This window comes from Streptomyces sp. NPDC058683, assembly GCF_042716195.1.
Taxonomy (GTDB): Bacteria; Actinomycetota; Actinomycetes; order Streptomycetales; family Streptomycetaceae; genus Streptomyces.
Window position 1 is genome coordinate 74714 of record NZ_JBHXSK010000035.1, and the last position, 19110, is coordinate 93823.

Annotated in this window: 19 protein-coding genes; 12 read left to right on the forward strand and 7 right to left on the reverse strand. The window is 69.4% G+C overall.

Annotated features, from left to right (window positions below; genetic code table 11):
• Positions 1 to 134: 134 nt before the first annotated feature.
• From ACFWXC_RS33545 to ACFWXC_RS33560, 4 genes are all read right to left on the reverse strand, one after another.
• Positions 135 to 731 (reverse strand): cysteine hydrolase family protein, encoded by a 597-nt coding sequence (locus ACFWXC_RS33545; protein ID WP_384484506.1) that lies wholly within the window; start codon positions 729 to 731, stop codon positions 135 to 137.
• A 62-nt stretch (positions 732 to 793) separates the two neighbouring features.
• The gene (locus ACFWXC_RS33550) at positions 794 to 2218 is read right to left on the reverse strand and encodes an MFS transporter (protein ID WP_384484508.1); all 1425 of its coding nucleotides are present in this window, start codon (positions 2216 to 2218) and stop codon (positions 794 to 796) included.
• Between the two features lie 158 nt (positions 2219 to 2376).
• Positions 2377 to 3294: an NADP-dependent oxidoreductase gene (locus ACFWXC_RS33555; RefSeq protein ID WP_384484593.1), complete on the reverse strand. Its 918-nt coding sequence runs from the start codon at positions 3292 to 3294 to the stop codon at positions 2377 to 2379.
• A 145-nt stretch (positions 3295 to 3439) separates the two neighbouring features.
• Positions 3440 to 3877, reverse strand: coding sequence for a PaaI family thioesterase (locus ACFWXC_RS33560; protein WP_384484510.1), 438 nt, complete (start codon positions 3875 to 3877; stop codon positions 3440 to 3442).
• A gap of 81 nt (positions 3878 to 3958) precedes the next feature.
• Here ACFWXC_RS33560 and ACFWXC_RS33565 point away from each other — a divergent pair, with 81 nt between their 5' ends.
• Entirely contained in the window at positions 3959 to 4384 is a 426-nt protein-coding gene (locus ACFWXC_RS33565; protein WP_384484512.1) for a MarR family winged helix-turn-helix transcriptional regulator, read from the forward strand.
• Positions 4385 to 4390: 6 nt separating this feature from the next.
• Here ACFWXC_RS33565 and ACFWXC_RS33570 read toward each other — a convergent pair whose 3' ends face one another.
• The 3 genes from ACFWXC_RS33570 to ACFWXC_RS33580 form a co-directional block, all read right to left on the reverse strand.
• On the reverse strand, positions 4391 to 5014 hold the full coding sequence (locus ACFWXC_RS33570; RefSeq protein WP_384484595.1) for a DedA family protein: 624 nt from the start codon (positions 5012 to 5014) through the stop codon (positions 4391 to 4393).
• Positions 5015 to 5345: 331 nt separating this feature from the next.
• The gene (locus ACFWXC_RS33575; RefSeq protein ID WP_384484514.1) at positions 5346 to 6449 is read right to left on the reverse strand and encodes an NAD(P)/FAD-dependent oxidoreductase; all 1104 of its coding nucleotides are present in this window, start codon (positions 6447 to 6449) and stop codon (positions 5346 to 5348) included.
• Positions 6450 to 6610: 161 nt separating this feature from the next.
• The gene (locus ACFWXC_RS33580; protein ID WP_384484516.1) at positions 6611 to 8071 is read right to left on the reverse strand and encodes a glutamate decarboxylase; all 1461 of its coding nucleotides are present in this window, start codon (positions 8069 to 8071) and stop codon (positions 6611 to 6613) included.
• 805 nt (positions 8072 to 8876) lie between these two features.
• On the opposite strand from ACFWXC_RS33580, the gene ACFWXC_RS33585 reads away from it, so the two are divergent.
• From ACFWXC_RS33585 to ACFWXC_RS33635, 11 genes are all read left to right on the forward strand, one after another.
• Positions 8877 to 9410 (forward strand): hypothetical protein, encoded by a 534-nt coding sequence (locus ACFWXC_RS33585; protein ID WP_384484518.1) that lies wholly within the window; start codon positions 8877 to 8879, stop codon positions 9408 to 9410.
• A gap of 78 nt (positions 9411 to 9488) precedes the next feature.
• Positions 9489 to 10508, forward strand: a complete 1020-nt coding sequence (locus tag ACFWXC_RS33590; RefSeq protein ID WP_384484520.1) for an ATP-grasp domain-containing protein — start codon at positions 9489 to 9491, stop codon at positions 10506 to 10508.
• On the forward strand, positions 10505 to 11245 hold the full coding sequence (locus tag ACFWXC_RS33595) for a PIG-L deacetylase family protein (RefSeq protein WP_384484522.1): 741 nt from the start codon (positions 10505 to 10507) through the stop codon (positions 11243 to 11245). Before ACFWXC_RS33590 ends, ACFWXC_RS33595 begins: the two co-directional genes overlap by 4 nt.
• Before the next feature lie 71 nt (positions 11246 to 11316).
• Positions 11317 to 11748 (forward strand): NUDIX domain-containing protein, encoded by a 432-nt coding sequence (locus tag ACFWXC_RS33600; protein WP_384484524.1) that lies wholly within the window; start codon positions 11317 to 11319, stop codon positions 11746 to 11748.
• Complete coding sequence (locus tag ACFWXC_RS33605) at positions 11732 to 12742, forward strand: nucleoside hydrolase (RefSeq protein ID WP_384484526.1); 1011 nt, start codon at positions 11732 to 11734, stop codon at positions 12740 to 12742. The genes ACFWXC_RS33600 and ACFWXC_RS33605 overlap by 17 nt, the downstream gene beginning before the upstream one ends.
• Positions 12739 to 13587: a glycosyltransferase family 2 protein gene (locus tag ACFWXC_RS33610; RefSeq protein WP_384484528.1), complete on the forward strand. Its 849-nt coding sequence runs from the start codon at positions 12739 to 12741 to the stop codon at positions 13585 to 13587. Before ACFWXC_RS33605 ends, ACFWXC_RS33610 begins: the two co-directional genes overlap by 4 nt.
• Positions 13584 to 14393 (forward strand): HAD family hydrolase, encoded by an 810-nt coding sequence (locus tag ACFWXC_RS33615; protein ID WP_384484530.1) that lies wholly within the window; start codon positions 13584 to 13586, stop codon positions 14391 to 14393. Before ACFWXC_RS33610 ends, ACFWXC_RS33615 begins: the two co-directional genes overlap by 4 nt.
• Before the next feature lie 31 nt (positions 14394 to 14424).
• The gene (locus ACFWXC_RS33620) at positions 14425 to 15645 is read left to right on the forward strand and encodes a sugar efflux transporter (protein WP_384484532.1); all 1221 of its coding nucleotides are present in this window, start codon (positions 14425 to 14427) and stop codon (positions 15643 to 15645) included.
• Positions 15646 to 15788: 143 nt separating this feature from the next.
• Positions 15789 to 16622: a hypothetical protein gene (locus ACFWXC_RS33625; RefSeq protein WP_384484534.1), complete on the forward strand. Its 834-nt coding sequence runs from the start codon at positions 15789 to 15791 to the stop codon at positions 16620 to 16622.
• A gap of 74 nt (positions 16623 to 16696) precedes the next feature.
• Positions 16697 to 17890, forward strand: coding sequence for a Gfo/Idh/MocA family protein (locus tag ACFWXC_RS33630; protein ID WP_384484536.1), 1194 nt, complete (start codon positions 16697 to 16699; stop codon positions 17888 to 17890).
• On the forward strand, positions 17796 to 19085 hold the full coding sequence (locus ACFWXC_RS33635; protein WP_384484538.1) for a DegT/DnrJ/EryC1/StrS family aminotransferase: 1290 nt from the start codon (positions 17796 to 17798) through the stop codon (positions 19083 to 19085). The genes ACFWXC_RS33630 and ACFWXC_RS33635 overlap by 95 nt, the downstream gene beginning before the upstream one ends.
• The last annotated feature ends 25 nt before the right edge of the window (positions 19086 to 19110 follow it).

Here is a 19110-nt window from a genome sequence, read left to right on the forward strand (position 1 = left end):
GGGGGGAGTCCGGGGTGCGGGGGGGGTATTATATTACTGGGTGGGGGTTGCGGGGGGGGGCGCGGGGGCGCGGGCGCCCCCCCCCGGGGCTGGGCGGCCCCACGGGGGGGCCGGCCCACCTCTGTTGTCCGGCCTCAGGCGGTCTTGGTCAGCGCCTGGAGTTCGCCGGTCTCGATGACGTGCGCCTGGCTCGGGAAGACCTTCTCCGTCAGGACCCGGTGGACCTCGGGGTCCGGGTCGCCGGTGGCGTCCTTGAGGACGTAGAGCCCGAAGTCGTCGTCGGCCGCCTGCCGGAGGGTCGTCAGGACCACTCCGCCGGTGGACAGTCCGGCGAGGACCAGGGTGTCTATGCCCTGCTTGCGGAGCAGTTCACGGGCGTCGGTGGTGCTGGCGAAGGCGCTGATACGGGTCTTGCGCACGGTGATGTCCCGCTCCAGCACCTCGAACGACTCGTGCAGCGCGGCCTCGGGGCTGCCGTCGGCGAGGAACCCGCTCTGCGCGACCGGGGTGAAGGACTTGTTGAGCTCGGGTACGGCGGCGAAGTCCTCCGGGGCGAAGGCGACCCGGACGTGGACGACCTGGACGTCGTTCGACCGGGCCCAGGACAGGGCCGCGTGGGCGCGGGAGAGCGCCTGGTCCGGGTCGGGGACGGCGGCGAGGACGGCCGGCTGGAAGTCCATGAGGAACAGGGCCGTGCGGGTGGGGTCGAGGTGCGGGACGGTGCTGGTCATTACCTGAACTTTCTTGTCTTGCCGGATGGTTCCGGCCGGTTCCGTACGGTTGAGGAGAGTGGTCAGGGGGTGGGACGCCGGTCGGTGTGCGCCAGCTGCCGGTCGAGGACCGTCATGACGAGGACGACGGCGGCGATGCCGACCAGCGCCCAGGAGATGTGCCGCAGGCCGGTGTCGTCGACGTGCGTGTGGAACGCGGTGCCGGTGATGGCCGCCGAGGCGATGGAGCCGATGTAGCCGAAGGTGCGCAGCAGTCCCGAAGCGGTGCCGACGCTGTCGGGCGGCGCCTCCTGGTACAGGACCGTCTGGTTCGCCACCGTGCCGGCCCCCGAGGTGAGACCGAACACCGCGGTGATCGCGACCACCACGGCCACGGGCGTGCCCCCGTCCACGAAGACGGTGGCGACGGCGCCCACGAGCAGCAGCAGCGCGGAGACGACCAGCGGCGCGCGGACCCGGCCGCGCCGGGACACCACCCGGGCGGAGACCGCCGACAGGACACCCATCGGGATGAGGACCAGGCCCGACTGGTAGGCGGTGAGTCCCCGGGAGGCCTCAAGCCACTGGGTGAGCCCGTAGAGAATCACATAGGTGCCCAGCAGGGTGAGGCCGTTGCGCAGGTAGGTGCGGGTGAGCGCCAGGTTCGAGGCGAGCAGCCGGACGTTCAGGAAGGGGTTGGCGGCGCGCAGCTCCCAGGCCACGAGGACGGCGGCGATCACGACGGACACGCCGAGGGCCGGCCACTGCGGGGTGGGGAGCGAGGACAGGAACACCAGCAGCGCGGTGAGCGCCCCGCCGAAGCCGGCGATGCCGGCCAGGTCGAGACGGGAGACGAGGGTGCGTGCCGACCGACCGCGCACCCGGTCGGTGTCCTTGGGGATCCAGACCGCGGCCATGACGAAGGCGGCCACCGCCACGGGGACGTTGATCCAGAAGGCCGTCTGCCAGCCGAGCCGGCCGACCAGCAGGCCGCCGATGGCGGGGCCGACGGCGACGGTGGCGGCGCCCGCGATCGCCAGGCCGCCGAGGACGTTGCCGGGCGGCTGCTGCATGCCGGTCGCCTTGGCCCGGCGGCGGATCAGCAGCATCGCGGAGGGGTAGCCGGCGGAGGTGCCGGCCCCGATGAGCACCCGGGCCGCGACCAGGGACGGCATGTTCTGGGCGGCCGCGCCGAGGACACCGCCGACGAGGACGAGCACGATGCCGGCGAAGAACACCCGGCGGGGCCCGAACTCCTCGGCCAGCCGTCCGGCCGCCGGCTGGGCTATCGCGCTGGTCAGATACAGGCTCGATATCAGGATCGCGGTGCCGCCCACGGAGGTGTGCATCGCGGCCGCGATCGCCACCAGGGCCGGTGCGATCACCGAGCTGTTGATCGGGTTGAGTACGGCGCCCATGTACAGCGGGGTCACGAAGGAGGCCCCGAAGGGCTTGCCCGGCGGTGCCTTTTCCTGCTGTACGGAGGCGACGTCGGCGGTGGTTCCCAAGGTGCTGCTCCTCCCGTCCCGCATGTGCCGCCCATCAGAATTAGGCAGGCTACCTGTCAAACTATAGCAGGCTGCCTGCCTATCTCGGAGATGGAGGCGCCCCGGCCGTCCGCCGGACCCGCGCCTGCGGCCCGGGTCCGGCGGTCAGGGGCCGATGGTCAGGGTCGGAGCACGATCTTGCCGTGGGTGTGCCCCCGCTCCAGGTCGCGGAACGCGTCCCGTACCTGCTCCAGCGGGTAGGTGCGGGCGATCGGGACCTCCAGCTCCCCGCGCGCCGCGAGCCGGGCGAGTTCGCCGACCACGACCGCGGACGCCGCCGAACCCTCCCCGTAGGTCCGCGCGCCGACCTTGGCCGCGGCCTGCCAGTCGCGGATCGTGTTGATCCGCTCGGGCCGCACGCCCAGCTCCACCGCCAGCTCCACGTAGCCGTCGCCGAAGGTGTCGATGAACGCGTCGACCTTCCCGCCCGCGGCCCGGCGGATCCGCTCGGCCACGCCTTCCCCGTACGTGACGGGGACAACGCCACGCTCCGTCAGCCAGGCGTGGTTCCGCTCGCCCGCCAGCCCGATCACCGTCGCGCCCCGCAGCCGCGCCAGCTGCACGGCCAGCGACCCCACGCCGCCCGCCGCGCCGGAGACCACGACCGTGTCGCCCGGGCCAGGGTCCACCGCGAACACACTGGCGTACGCGGTCGTGCCGGCCACGTACAGCGACCCGGCCACGTCCCAGGACAGTCCCTGCGGACGGGAGACCACGTTCACGTCGTCGACCACGACGAACTCCGCGTGGCTCGCCCGGTTGTGGGTGAAGCCCATGACCTCGTCGCCCACCGCGAAACCGCGCACCTCGGGACCGGCCCCGGTCACCACGCCGGCCAGATCGCTGCCCTGCCCGGAGGGGAACACCGCCGGCCAGCGTCCGTGCCGCGCGCCCTCGCGGATCATCACCTCACCGGGCTGGATCCCGGCCGCGCGGACCTCGACCAGCAGCTGCCCGGGGCCGGGCACCGGCAGCTCCACCTCCTCCACCCGCAGCACATCGATCCCGCCGTACGCGTGGAACCGCACCGCCTTCATCGCGTGATCACCGCTCTCCATCCGTTCGGACAGGCCTCGACGGCCCTGTGCCGCATGCCGCACAGCGACCGTGCCGGCGCGTTCAACGGCACGAGGGCGGAGCTGTCTTCCCGGAAAGGCGGATCCGATGCCGGCCGTGGCGCGGTCAGGCCCCGTCGCCGCCGGTCGTGGGTGCGAACGAGATGGTGCCCTGGGCGACCGCGCACACCGTCTCGCTGCCGTCGCCGCCCACGCTGGTCAGATCGCAGCGGCAGACGGCCAGGGCGCGGCCCGCCCGTACCACCCGGGCCCGGGCGCGCAGGAACACGCCGTCGGCCGGGCGTACGTAGTCGATGGTGAACCCGGCGGTGAGCGGCCGGTTCCCGGGTGCGGTGCCGGCGGCGAACGCCATCGCGTTCTCCGCCACATAGGCGAGGACCCCGCCGTGCACATACCCGTACTGCTGGCGCAGCTCCTCGCGGTTGTCCAGTTCGAGCGTCGCTTCTCCGCCGCCGAAGGCCACCAGCCGGGTCCCCAGCAGGACACTGAAGGGCTGTGCCGCCAGGATCTTCCGCGCGAAGGCCAGATCGGGCGTCTGGTTCACACTCGCCACCCCACACCGGGTTTCGATTCACTAGTGAAGTGACAATGGCGCCCGGCCGTCGCGTCTGTCAAGATTCCGCCCATGTCAGAGCCCGACCAGCGTCTCTTCTTCCTGCTGCAACGCGCCGCTCACCAGCTGCGCACCACGGCCGACCGGCGGCTGCTGGCCACCGCCGGGATCACCGCGGCCCAGCTCGGTGCCCTGCTGGCACTCAGCGACGAACCCGGCATCACCCAGCAGCAACTGGCCCAGGCCCTCCAGCAGCGCGAGTCCGGGATCACCGCGCTGGTCCGGCGCCTCCTGGATGCCGGCCTCGTCAGCCGGCGCCGGCATCCGGAGGAACACCGCGCCGTCGTACTGGAGCTGACCGAACAGGGGGCCGGCGTACTCGACACGGCCCGGCCGGAGATCGACCGCTTCAACGCCGAGTTGCACGCCCTGCTCGGCGCCGACCGCTTCACCGACACCGCCGCCGCCCTGCACAGCCTGGCCCACTGGGAACCCTGAGCCGGGTCACCGGTCGCGCCGCGCCCGGCGCGCCTCGGCCAGCGCGGGCAGCAGGGACAGCACGACGATCACGCCGACCAGCGGCAGCAGATAGCGGTCGATGTGCGAGACCGACGAGCCCAGGGCGAAGCCGGCGAGGACGAAGGTCTGCGACCAGAGCACACCCCCGACGGCCTGCCAGAGGGTGAACGGCCGCACGGGCACCCCGAGCGCCCCGGCCGCCGGATGCAGCACCGACCGCAGCAACGGCACGAAGCGGCCGATCACCAGCGCCTTGCCGTACCCGTAGCGGACCAGCAGCCGCTCCGCCCGGGCCGCCCCGGACTTCACCCGCTGGTTGGAGGTGCGGGCCAGCAGCGGGCGCCCGCCGTGCCGCCCGATCAGATAGCCCACCTGGCCGCCCGCCACCGCACCGACGGCCGCACACACCAGCACCTGCCACAGCTCCAGCCGGGGCGGCCGGTCCGCGCTCGCCGCGCACAGCACACCGGCCGGGAAGAGCAGGGTGTCACCCGGCAGGAAGAAGCCGACGACCAGCAGCCCCGACTCGGCGAAGATCACCACCAGCACGGCCAGCGCACCGAAGGCGGCGAGCAACGAGGCACTGTCCGTCGGATTGACGGCGATCACCGTCCTCGCCTCCCCGTCCCGCTCGCCGGTCGCTTCCCTCAAGTGTCACGTGACGGCCGCCGGCGCGCCCGGAAAGCGGGCGAGGAGACCGCCCTCCGTCACGGGAGACGGTCCGGCATGGTCGCCCGCTCCTCGATCAGCGGGACCGCGCGCCCGGGATGCTCCTCGGTGCGGCCGCCCTTGCCGAGATCCGTACATGGAGGGCGGGCCGGGCCGACGGCGCGGACACCGCCGGCTCGTCGCAGGGCCCCGGCGCTTCCGGTACGCGGCCAGGGGCTCCTGGTGGTTCCCCGCGCCGGTGATCCGTCCGTCGGCGCTGTGAGGGGTGGGGTCAGGCCGAGGGGTAGCCGAGCTGGCGTCTCATATAGGGGGTCATGAGGGTCTTCGCCTTGGCCATGGTGGTGGCCCGGGTGCCGAGGACCGCGCTCTCGCCGAGCGGCACGGGCAGCACGGTCACCCCGTCGGCCGGGCCGAAGGGCACGATGAGCGGGGTGCGGCGGACGGCCCGGTAGGCGCGCGGCTTCTTGTGCCGCCCCGAACTGCGCAGGTAGGCAAGGATGTTGTGGGCGGCGACCTCCGCCTGGGCGAGTGCGGCCGGGGTGACCTTGAGCTCGCTGACGTCGTTCACGTCACCGACCGCGAACACGTCCGGCCGGCCCTCGACCCGGAGTGTGCGGTCGACCTTGACGTGTCCCGTCCCGGTCAGCCAGTCGCCGTGCCCGGCCAGGCGCAGCCAGAGGGTGTTGGGGGTGGTGCCGGTCGCCCAGAAGGAGAGGTCGGCGGCGAGGACCTCGCCGTGGGCGTCGCGGTAGGTGCCGAAGTCGGTGCCGGGGGACATGAAGGCGTCCAGCCGGACCTCCACGTCGTGGGCCGCCAGCCAGGCCCGGGCCTTGCGGCCGGCGCGGGCGCTGCCCGTGGAGAGCAGCAGCTCCTGCCCGGAGTGCGCGAGGGTGACCCGGGCGTCCGGCCGGGCCAGCCGGACCTCGGCGCTGAGTTCGACGCCGGAGGGACCGCCGCCGACGACCAGGACGTGGCCGGCGGCGGCGATGTTGTGCTGGTGCTCGGCGAAGGCCTTCGCGGCCTCGTCGGGGGTGGAGCCGACGAAACGGGCCGGTTCGGGGTAGTCGGCGCCGGTGGCGATGACCAGCACGTCGTAGGGCAGCCGGTCGCCCGTGGCGAGGGTGACCCGGCGCTCGACGGTGTCGACGCGGACCGCCTTGCCCACGACCATACGGCCGTTGGTGAGCAGCTTGTCGTACGGTATGAACGGGGCGCCCGTCCACTCCGGGCGCACACCCGCCCGCAGCGAGGCGATGCGGTGGAAGAAGACCTCCTTGCGGTCCACAAGCGTGACATGCGCCGCCGTGTCCAGCTTCTTCGCCAGTCGTATGCCCGCGTAACCGCCGCCGATCACCACTATGTTGCCGTCCCGCACAGCGATTCTCCTGAGCCAGGTGGGGGGAATGGCCGCGAGCCTAACACTTGAAACATCAAGCGCAGGGTGGGTTCTGTGAGAGTGCTGTAAAGACGCCCGCGGCCGGTGCGGTTCGGCTGTTCGGCGGTTCGGCGGTGCCCGCCTTCTGGCTCAAGTCGCCGTCAGGGGGCGGCCGGTGGGGTCAGCGGTGGTGGGGGCGTCGGGCGGCCGCCGTGCAGCCGGCGGGTGACCTCGGTCAGGTCGGCGATGAACATGCCCGCGAGTTCGGCGGTGAACCCGGTGCGTACGACGAGGCGCAGGACGGAGACGTCCTGGCAGGGCGCGGGGAAGGTGTACGCGGGCAGGTGCCAGCCGCGGGCGCGCATGGCCTGGGAGACGTCGAAGACCGTCAGGCCCTCGGTGCCGGGCGCCAGGCGGAAGGCGAAGGCGGGCAGTTCGGAGCCGTCGGTGACCAGTCGGTAGGGCGGGATGCCCTGGATACGGGTGGCCAGCGCGCGGGCCGTCGTACGGCTCTGGGCGGCCAGGTTCCGCAGTCCTTCGAAGCCGTACCGCAGGAAGCTGTAGTACTGCGCGACGACGTGTGCGCCGGGGCGGGAGAAGTTGAGGGTGAAGCTGGGGGAGCGGCCGCCGAGGTAGTCGACCTCGAAGACCAGGTCGTCGGGGAGGGCCTCGGCGTTGCGCCACAGGGCCCAGCCCAGTCCGGGGAAGACGTGCCCGTACTTGTGCCCCGAGGTGTTGATGGAGGCGACGCGTTCGAGCTGGAAGTCCCAGAGCAGTCCCGGGTCGAGGAAGGGGGCCACCATGGCGCCGGACGCGCCGTCGACATGGACGGGGATGTCGGTGCCGGTGGCGGCCTGGTATCCGTCCAGGGCCAGGCAGATGTCCGAGACGGGCTCGTAGGAGCCGTCGAAGGTGGACCCGAGGACGGTGACGACACCGATCGTGTTGTCGTCGCAGTAGGCGGTGAGCGTGTCCGGCGTGAGGTGGTAGCGGCCCGGTTCCATCGGGACGTAACGCGGCTCCACCTCGAAGTAGTTGGCGAACTTCTTCCAGCACACCTGGACGTTCGCGCCCATCACGAGGTTCGGGTGTGCGGTGTCCTTGCCCTGGGCCCTCCGTCGGTCCTGCCAGCGGCGCTTGAGCGCGAGGCCGCCGAGCATGGCCGCCTCGCTCGAACCGGTGGTGGAGCAGCCGCGGACCTGCTCCGGGTACGGCGCGTGCCAGAGCCGGGCGAGCATCCGTACGCAGCGCTCCTCCATGGCGGTGATCTGCGGGTACTCCGCGCGGTCCGCGAGGTTCTTCTCCGCGGTCTCCGCCATCAACTGCCGTGCCTGCGGCTCCATCCAGGTGGTCACGAAGGTGGCGAGGTTGAGCCGTGCGTTGCCGTCGAGCATGAGCTCGTCGCGCACTCGGCGGCCGACCAGGTCGGGCGAGGACGCGTTCGCGGGTAGTTCGTCGACCGGCAGCAGCAGGTGGTCGACGGGCGGGAGCAGGTGGTCGGCGGGCGGGAGCAGGTGGTCGGCGGCAGGGCGGTCGTCGACGGGCGGGCGGTCGGGTCCGGGTGAAGCGGTCAGGGTGTCGAACTCGGGTGCGGTCATGACGTCGGTATGCGGGATGGGCATGAGTGCCTCGATGCCTTTCTGATCCGTACGGCCCCCGTGCACTCCGAAGCTAGATCGCTTTTCGGTCCGGCATCTGTGCCGATTACACCGATCCAGTGATCGATTTGCGGACTGATGAACTGGATTTTCCCATCCACATACTGGCCGGGCCGGCAGCGTGACCCGACAGGCCCAGCGGTGGCCCCCGCCCCGGGGCCGGCCACCCCGGAAGCCGCCCATGTCGGTGACGTCACGACGGCGAGAAAATCTGGTTTCACGCATCTCCCCGTAGGAGCGTCCTGGGAATTGCAGCAAATGCCGTGAGTTATGTCAATTATGGACAGAACTTACTGACGGCGACGAGGGTTCGGCCGTATGAGCGCCTACCGGCCATCCGTAGGACGATATGTCTTTTCTTAACTCGTGAAAGAAAAGGTTCAAGCTTCATGGAGCCCTGAACTGCGGCGACCGGCTCGCGCGGCATCGGTTCGTGCGGTGTGAACGGTGGGCTGTGCACCGGTCTGTAGTCGTCGATTCGTGAACGTAAGCGGACATATGGTCCAGGGGTAATGAGGCGTGAAAGTTTCTGCCATTCCCTGCTGCAACGATCTAGGTTTGTCGCACATCGTCCGTTGCTGCTGGGGCGGCCCGTGAGCCTGCCGAGTCCTGGACGAGATCCCCGTGAGTTTCTGATCAACGCGAACTTCCAACTGTCGGGCAGCGGGCGGAAGCCCCTGGACAAGTGGGCTTTGACGCGCGTCGAAACACTAGGAGGAACATGTCTCTTCCGTCGTCGACGAGAGATCCCTGGGCAGATGTGACGAGCGTGCGCGGTTTCCGGTGCGACGAGCTGATCTCCGCACTCCAGAAGTACATCCGCCGGGGCAACCTGGAAGAGGCGCTGCTGGTCGCCCGGGAGATGTACGAGACGAGCCCGGAACTGGAAGCGCACCTGTGGACCCGGCTGATGGTGATCTCCGCGTCGGACTGCAACGACGGCACATTCCAGCAGACGCTCATCGTCGAGTCCCTGCACCGGGTGGGCCTGCGCATGCAGCGGGGCACCGGTGAACGCTGGCTCTTCCTCGTCCAGGCCGTCCGCTACCTGGTCGCGTCCCCCAAGGACGAGACCACGGACGAGATCTGCATGTGGACGCGCCACACGATGAACCACCGCCTCCGTGGTCCCGTCATACCGGACTACGCCCTCGACATACACACCGAAACAGGTCGCAAGATGGGCCGGGGCATGGCCCACTTCCTCGACGAGGGAACGGTCGTCACCAATCAGCACCCGAGCGCGGACCCGACCTACGGCGAACGCGTCCGGGAGATCGTGGCCCGCGGGGAATGGGGGTAGCCGCATGCCCGACCAGGCTGGGGTCAGTGAGCCGACCACATCGTTGTCTGCGCGGTGCCGCAGCGGTGAGGCGGCCGTATGCGGTTAGTTGTCACCGGAACCGGCGGCGCGTCCGGCTACGCGGTGGCGCTGCAGGCCGAACAGCTCGGCTACGAGGTGCTGTGGGCCGACGCGGATCCGCTCTGCCCCGCGTTGCTGGCCAACCCCGGCCGGGCACAGCTGCTCCCCCTGGCGTCGGAAGGCATCGCCTACCTCGAAGCGCTCGCGAAGGCGGCGAGATCCTTTGGAGCCACCTGCGTCAGCTTCAACACCGACGCCGAGGTGCGGTACGCCGCCGGCCAGGTCGATGCCCTGTCCGAGCTGGGTCTGACGCAGTGGCTGCCGTCACCCGGAACGGTGCGGCTCTGCTCGGACAAGGCGGAGTTCGCGAACCACCTGAGCCGGAACTCCCGGTTCTGCACGCCGACGTCCTTCGCGGCGGATGATCTGGTGGCGGACTTTCCGGCCGCCGGTGTGTTCGTCAAGCGGCGCTCGGGCAGCGGTGGGCTGGATTCCATGGTCTGCTCCCGTCGGGAGGAACTCGAAGCCTGGCTGCATCGGAATACGGACGGGTTGATCCAGGAGGTGCTGACCGGGCAGGAGTTCTCCGCCGACTGCCTGTACACAGGCTCGGATCCGCCGCTGGTCGTGGCGCGACGCCGGCTGCGGATCCGCTCGGGCATGTCGGTGGTCACCGAGACCTTCCAGGACCCGCTGCTCGAAGAACTCGTCGCAGGCCTGGTGCAGGAGTTACAGGTCGTGGGTCCCTCCTGTGTCCAGGGATTCCTGCAACCCGACGGTGTCGTCTTCACCGAGACGAACGTCCGGTTCGGCGGCGGGTGTGCGGCGGCGTTCTGGGGCGCGACCCATCTGGTGGAGCAGTATCTCGCGCTGCTGACCAGCGGAGAGAGAAGGCTGCCCGAGGGACTGCATGGCAGGCGCATGTTCAGCAGGACGACGCTCGTGCGGGTTCCCGGCTATTCGGTACTCCAGGCCGGCTCCGAGCCGGACGAATCAGCTGCACTCGACGGGCTGCGAATGGGGGAGAACCAGAAATGATCCGCGGGAGTGTGCTCGTCATCGCCCCACATCCCGATGACGAAACGTTCGGATGCGGAGGCACCATCGCCACACTGGCGGCCTCGGGCATGGACGTCTACGTACAGCTCATAGTGCAGCACGCGATCAACACCGGCGGCCCGTCGGCGGCTCGCGTCACGGCCGACAGAGGCAAGGAGTTCGTGCGGGCGTGCGGGAAGCTCGGCGTGAGCGACTTTCACGTCATGATCGAGGACGGTGACCACCGGGACACCCTGCACGCGGACACGGCCCGGCTCGTCGAGTCGATCGAGTCGGGCTCCCCCATCTCGATCGACCGGGTGCGGCCACAACTCGTTCTGCTGCCGGCCAGGGGCGCTTTCCACCAGGACCATCAGGTGGCTCACCAGGCCGCGTTCGCCGCGTCCCGCAACCGGGGAACCGGGCACCACACTCCGGCTGTGATCCTCGGCTACCAGTGCCCCGAGGACACCTGGAGCTCGCACCTGGAACAGACGACGTGCTCCCTCGACGTGACCCACCACTACGGCCAGAAGCAGGCCGCGATCGAGTGCTACCGGTACCAGACCAAGCCGGACCCGCACGTGCGCTCGCTGATCGGCATCGAGAGGGCCGACGCCCTCCAGGGGGCGGCCGTCGGTGTCGAGTACGCGGAGTCCTTCGTGACGTACCGCACGGACCTCAAGTTCATTGCCGAAGCGGCCCGAACGCAAGGCTTGGCATGCGAGAACATCTAGAGGACTGGGAGTGGGCCCAGACCATCGTCAGGTTCACCGACCGGCGCCCACCGGACCGAACAGTCCAGAGCGTGCGGGCGATCGCCCTGGCCGAGGACGGTGTCGTGGTCTGCCGTCTTTCCGACGGCACGTCCTTCCTGCCGGGAGGCACCAGGGAAGAGGGCGAGTCCGTCGACGACTGCATAAGTCGCGAACTCGCCGAAGAGGCGGGTTACCTCATGAAGGGGCGGCCCCACTGGTTCGCGGCGCACAGCGGTGTTTCCTATCACCGCATTCCCTATCGACCGCATGCCCCCTTTCCGCTGAAGGCCTGGCTGTGGGCGGTGGTGGAGGGGGAGCTCGTCGGCCCTCCCACGAACCCCGCCGGTGCCGAGCAGGTGGCCACCGTCAGTGTGCTGCGGCCGGAGGACGCGGTGGACGTCCTCAAAGACGAAGGGCGCGGCTACGCGCAGGCACTCCGGTACTGGATGAGCTTGGGAGCCCCCAGTGAGTTCGAGTTCTGAGGACGACACCGCACGTGATCTGATCATCGACACCGACACCCTGGGGATCAATGACGACGCCCTCGCGCTCCACTACCTCTTCGCTCTGGGGCGGGTTCCCCGTCTGATCACCACGGTCTTCGGAAACGCGTCCGCGGCCTCCTCGGAACGGCACGCACACACGCTGCTCCGCGCCCACTCCCTGGACGTCGACGTCGTACGCGGATGTGAGAAGCCGCTGTGGTGGCACGAGCCCGTCCGGGAGGAGGTGCGCGCGGCTGTCGCCGCACTGCCGGCGGGGACCTACGTCGCTGCGCTGAGTCCGGACAACGAACACTTCTGGGGCGACGGCGACGGCATAGACGTAAGCGTGGGCGTGGGCACAGGTGCCGGTACCGAGGACGGGCCGGCTCCCGATGTGCTCGCCGTGGCCCTGGAGCGATCCCAAGGGGCCGACGTCCTCGCGATCGGTCCCGTCACGAACATCGCTCGCGCCCTGCGGCTGTTTGGTCCCTCGGGGCCGGCCCGGCACCGCCTGTGGATCTCCGGCGGCTCCCTCACCAGCGGAAACGTGACGGAGAACGCCGAGTTCAACGCGTTCGCCGATCCCGAGGCGCTGGACGCGTGTGTGTCGGCGGGCTGGGAATCCGTGGTGATGGTTCCGCTCGAGGTCCTGGAGATGCCACGGCTGGTGCCGGAAGTGGTCACCCGGATCAGACGTGCCCCTACGCCGCTGGGCGCCGCCCTGGACAGGCTCGAACGCGAGTCACCGCGGGGTGAGAGCACGGATCGCGAACCCATATGGGATGTCGTGGCCGCCGCGGTCATGGCGGACAAGGACCTGCCGTACAAGCAGGAGACAGGGGTGCTCTCGGTGTCCACCGAACCGCCGTATCGCGGCAGGGTCCGTTTCCGGCAGGGAGACGGTGCCCACCGTCTGGTGACGCAGGTCGACCCCGAGGCGGTGGTCCGGCGGTTCGAGGTGGCTGTGAGCCGGTTGAGGACGTCCCCTTGACCCCCCGCACCGGCGACTTCTCGCGCGACCTGACCATCGTCATCCCGGTGTGCGACGACCCCCTGATCTACCGGTGCCTGGCATCCATCGACGTCACCTGCTCCACGATCATCTCCACCAACGGGTCGCCGACTTGGTTCCTCGACGGCCTGGTGACCTATGCCAGGGCGGCACCGCAGGTGACCGTGCTGAGCACCTCGGAACGCGGCATAGGGCAGGCCTACAACCGGGCGATCTCGCAGGCGGTCACCCCGCTGGTTCTTCTCATGGACTCCGACTGCGTGTTCGAGCCGGGCGCCATCGCGGCGATGCTGGCGGCGGCGTCCGCGGAACTGGTGAAGGGACGGGTGCGGTTCGAGACCCGGGGGCGCGGCAGCAGGCTGGTGGCCGCCGCCCGGCGACTGACCGAAGACCCCTTGGTGACCAGGAAGGTCAACGCGTACAGCCCGCCGCTCCTCTACCGGACGAGCATCGTGGAGAAAATGGGCGGCTACCACTTCAACACCGCCATGAAGTGGCGCGAGGACCGCGACTTCGAGCTGCGCCGGCGGACGTCGGACCTGCCCGTCCGGCTGGTCCCGGAAGCGGTCATCTGGCACAAGCCGCTCAGCCCGAGGGACGACCTGCGGAGCGTCTGGTCCTACGGCGCCGGCCAGGCGCAGGGTGAGTGGCTGAAGGTGCTGCCCAGGATGTCCATGAAACGTGAGCTGAAAAAGGCAGGCACCGTGGCATGGCGAGGGGCGCGGCGCGGTGAACCCGGTGCCGGGGGCTACGCGGCGTTCAGAAATCTCGTCATGCTGGCGAGCCGGTCCATCGCGATACGGCGTCAACGGGGGACGAATTGATCAGGGCAGTATTCTGCGATCTCGACGGAACTCTCGTGCGCCCGGGGAATCTCGTCCTCGACGAGGACCTCGACATGCTGCACGGGGTGACCAGTTGCGGCGTCCGTCTGGTCTTCGTCACCGGACGCCCGTCACGCTGTCTCGCCGACCTGCCGGCGGCGGTACGGGAACTCTCCCACGAAGTCATCACCTCGAACGGGGCCTCCGAAGTCGTGGACGGCAGGACACGCGTCCTCGCCCCACTGGAGGGGCACCAGGTCAGAGACTTCTCCGAGGCGCTCCGCAAGGCCGATCCGGAGGTCAGCTTCGCGACCGAGTTCGAGTCGGCCTTCGGCTATGAGCCGGGGTATGCCTGGTGGCCGGCCACGGACACCGGAGCGGACGCGGTCTGTGCGGAGATCCCGGACCTGGCCGGCAGCGCCCTGCCCGTCACCAAACTGCTGTGCCGCAGCGGAGACCTGAGCGCCGGAGACCTGGCCCGCAGCGCCGAAGCGCTGGGATTCGACGTGACCGTCACCTACTCCTGCAGACCCGAGGAGGGCGGACCGGTCGAAGTGCTGGCACCTCTCGCCTCCAAGGGACACGCGGTGCGGAGAATCCTCGAGGAGGCGGACATCGAACCGGCCGCGGCGGTGGCCTTCGGGGACCGGCCCAACGACATCTCGATGCTGGACTCCGTCGGTGCCGGTGTCGTCATCGGCGTGCCTTCCGAGCCCCGCCTGTCGGTCTTCGAGTCCGCGGCATCGGTGGGGACCTGGCTCGCCCGTCACCAGGAGCGCTGGCGAGGCCGTCTTGGCAGCGAGTGAATCCACCTCGGGTCCGTTCAGCCGGACGGCGATGTCACTGGGCATCTCCACCGGTTGCTACGCCATCACCGCCTCGGTGTTCGGCACCACGGTCAGTCTCTTCCTCGCGGATGCCGTGCAGGTCGGGCCGACGCTCATCGGCCTCTACTTCATCGGCTGCGCCGTGGCCGCCATCGGTATCAATCTGACCGCGGGATGGCTGTCCGACCGGCTGACCGACCGAAGGGTCGCCCTCGCTGTGACCGCGCTGGCCGGGGTCGCCGGTGCGGTCACCTTCGTCGCCGTCCGGAACTACGCGGTGGTGTTCGTCACCGGGGCGGTACTCCTCAGCCTGAACGACGCCTACATTTCCCAGCTGTTCGCGTACGTCAAGGAGTTCGCCGACTTCACCGGCAGGGAGGTGACTCCGTTCAGTTCCGCGGTGCGGTCGATCTTCTCCGCCGGGTGGGTGATCGGTCCGCCGGTCGGCTTCTTCCTGCTGGCACACATCGGGTTCGGGCACCTGTACGCGAGCGCCGCGGGCCTGCTTCTGCTGACCGCACTGCTCGGCCGCTGGTTCCTGCCGGCCGTGCCCGCGCCGCCCGCGCCGCCGACGCGGGACGACGTGGCCAAGGGCGACGGGGAGGGCCGTCTGCCGGGGCTGCGTCGCACTCTCACCGGCGTGCCGCGCCGCACCTGGCTGCTGCTCGTGTCGGTCACGGCGGTCAACGTGGCGGATCAGATGTACCTCATCAACATCGCCCTGTACGTCACCAGGGATCTGCACCTGTCGGCGTCCCTGGTCGGTCTGCTGGCCGGGACATGCGCGGCACTGGAGATCCCCCTGATGATCACGGTGGGCCGCCTGGCCGACCGCGTCGGAAAGGTGCGCGTCGTGGCCGCCGCCGCGGTCCTCGCCGTCCTGTTCTTCTGCCTGCTGCCGGTGGCCGGCTCGGCACCGGTCCTGATCGCGCTGCAGGTGCCGAACGCCCTGTGGACCGCAGTGATCATGAGTCTCCCGATGGTGGTGGTGCAGCAGGAGGTACCCGGCGGATCCGGCACGGCCTCCTCGCTCTACTCGTCCACCTTCCCGGTCGCCCAACTTCTGGCGGGAGCCCTCACCGGGGTGGTCGCCGCACACGCGGGCTACCGGAACGTGTTCTGGATCTGTGCCGGTCTCTGCGCGCTCGCGCTCGTCCTTCTACTCTGCCGGATGACTTCGCACGGCGCGGACGACACCCGGACGCGCGTACAGGAGACAGCGGTCCGGTAGGCGACGTGCCGGCGGGGTTCGGCCGCCGCGGAGAACGGAGGCGGGCAGCCTGCGCATTTCCCTTGAGTTCGATCGGGTTCGAGAGACAACAGGACCCCGGTCTCCTGAGGCCGGGGTCCAGAGGACGATGGGAGAGATCTGACGTGACGATCCGCTTCGTGTCGGCCGTCGGCGCCGATACCGGCCTGCTGGACGCCGCTGTCACGCACTACCGTGACCTCGGTGTCGAGTGCTTCCACATAGCCCGGCACATCGAGTCCTTCGACGACCCGGAATTCAAGCGGTCCCAGGACGTGGTCGCGCGGCACGGGTTCTCCTTCGCCGCGGTGCACCAGGGGCCGTGGGACGAGGACCTCAACGCCTATCTGATCCGGGCCCAGATGCGACGGTACCCGGACGACTGGTGGGTCGTCGCGGACCTCGACGAGTTCCATGTCTACGACCGGCCGCTGACCGACGTCATCACCGTCTGCGAGACCGGCGGATACGACTACGTCAAGGGCGCCCTGCTGGACCGGGTGGCCGCGGACGGCAGCCTGCCGGCGCTCCAGCCGGACGGCTCGGTCTGGGCGCAGTACCCGCTGGCCGGACTGCTGACGCTGCGGGTGCCGGGAGCGGGGTCGTCGAAGGTGACCCTCGCCCGTGGGAATGTGCAACTGCACCTCGGCCAGCACGGGGCGCTCAACGGGCGGCAACTGCCCGCGGAGCAGGCCTTCCCGCAGGTGCACCATTTCAAATGGACCGACTCGGTGCTGGCGCGGCTCATCCAGCGGGAACAGGCCTACGCGTCGGGCGACTGGCATCTGACCTACCCGGACACCGTGGACGAATCGCGCCGGATGCTCCAGCACTTCGCGGTGAACGGCGGTCGTATCGACGTCACCGCGGAGGAGCTCGCACTGCGGCACTGCGGCAGCGATTACGCGGACTACGCGCCATGGCCCGAGCTCGTGCCCATGCTCAAGGCCCGTAGATAAGCAAGCCGTCTTCAAGGTCCTGCCTTTTCGCTGTCAGCCTTCTTGTACGGGAGTAATTTCGGGGATAGGCTCCCGTGCGGTCTGAGCTGTGCGACTGCAAGTTGTGCAATGAACTCGCGAAGCCGATCGAAGGGGTTGGTCCCTTGCAAGGCTTGTCCGTGATGCGCTGCGCAGTGATTGGTGTCGGCCGTAGGACGCTGAAGGACTACGTGCCCGCTCTCGTTGATTTATCCGCACGGATTGACTTGATCGCCGCATGTGACGTGGACGCGGCCGCGGAAGCACGACTGACCGGTGAACTCAACAGATGTGGCAGCGAAGCGAATCCGAGTTTCTTCACGGACCACACGGCACTGCTGGACACGATGCGTCCGGACCTCGCCATCGTCGCCACACCGCACCACACGCACAACGACATCTCGAAGGATCTATTCCGGCGCGGTATTCCGGTCGTCAAGGAGAAACCATTCGCGCTGTCCATGCCGCAGGCCCGCGAACTCACCGCCGCCGTCGAGGAATACGACGGTCACATGAGGCTCTGTGTTCAGCGCCGCTACCATCCGCTCTACCTGCGGGCGAAAAGCTCACTGCAACAGATCGGTGCCACAAGGCACTTCGAAGCGACCTACCAACTCAGCACCGACGCCTACCAGGCCGGATGGCGGGCCAGCTCGAAGACCTCCGGCGGCGGAGCGATCATCGACATGGGTTACCACATCATCGATCTGCTCCACTGGTTCTTCGGTATGCCCTCACTCGTGTACGCCAGCGCGGCGCCCAAGTTGATCCCGGCGGCGGCCTATGACGTCGAAGAGACCACCCTTGCGAACCTGTCCTACCCGAACGGCGTCACCGGCACGCTCAGACTCTCCCTCTGCGAGGCCAGCAAGGAAGAGCTGATACGTGTCTACGGTTCCGGCGGGCACATCAGACTCACCCGGGATTCCCTCCAGCGGTTCGACCGCTCGAACCATGTGGTGGAGCAGGTGGTCGCCGAGCGCTCCTGGAACTCGGCGTCCGGCGTGCTCGTGGACACGCTCGACAACCTCGCCAACCCGGATGCCGTACAGCGGGAGATGCGCGACGGCGTCCGGGTCACCGCCACCATCGAGGCGCTCTATCGCTCCATCGCCCAGCAGACCGCCGTAAAGCCGCTGCATGAGGAGGCAAGTGGTGTTCGTTTCGGAACTGGCGATCGACGGGGGACGGCCGGTGCTGGACCGGAGCACGGCGTATCCATGGCCGAAGCAGCGATCGGAATGGTCTGAGCGGGTCCGGCGGCAACTGGAAAGCGGCAAGCTCTCCCTCTACGACCGGTCCGGTGTGGTCGAGGAGTTCGAGGACGCGTGGTCGGCCGCGCACGGTACCCCGTACAGCCTGGTCACCAATTCCGGTACCGCGGCGCTCCATTCCGCTTTCTACGGCATCGGCGTCGGACCGGGCGACGAGGTGCTGTGCCCGACCTACACCTTCTTCGCCACCGCGGCCTCGCTGTTCCAGCTGGGCGCCCTGCCGGTGCCGGCCGACTGCCGGCCCGACGGCTCCTTCGACACCGAGGCGGCGGCCGGGTTGGTCACCGAGCGCACCAAGGCGGTCGTGGTCACCCACATGTGGGGGCTGCCGTGTGACATGGACGCCGTCGTGGCCTTCGCCGAGCGGCACGGCCTCGACCTGGTCGAGGACTGCTCCCACGCCCACGGCGCGACCTACCGGGGGCATCCGGTCGGCAGCTTCGGCGCGGCTGCCGCGTGGAGCCTGCAGACCCAGAAGCTGATCGCCGCGGGCGAGGGCGGCGTGCTGACCACCCGCAGCCGCGAGGTCTACGACCGGGCCCAGCTGCTCGGCCACTTCAACAAACGGGCCATGAAGGAGATGGATCCCGAGGGGCCGCTCTACCCGTACTCCGTCACCGGCCTCGGCCTGAAGTACCGTGCGCACCCGCTGGGAATCGCCTTCGCCGTCGGCCAGATCGCCGAACTGCCGTCCTGGATCAAAGGAAAACAGGGCTTCGCCGAGGAGATCGCCGAGCTGTTCACCCGGATCGACGGGATCACACCCCTGACCCTGTCGACCACCGAACGGACCTCGGCACACTACGCACTGCTCTTCGAGGTCGATCCGGACCGTGTCCCGGGCGGCCGGGACTGGCTGGTGGCGGCGTGCAACGCCGAGGGCCTCGACGACATCGATGTCCCCAAGGCCACCTCACCACTGCACACCCTGCATCTGTTCCAGCATCCGATCTCGCCCGTGACCACGTACGACAGGCCCTGCGTCCGGACCGGGTTCCCGGTCGCCGACCGGCTCGCGGCACGGACGTTCAAGATCTCGGTGCCCTGCGCTCCGGTGGGTTACGAGGAGGAGGACGCCCAGTACCTGGCGGCCGTCCGGGCGGTCGCCGAGAAGATCGCCGGCCAGGTGCGGGCCGTCGGCGGCCGACGTTCCGGCGAGGCGGCACGGTGAACCCGCGCGATTCCCGGAAGGCATC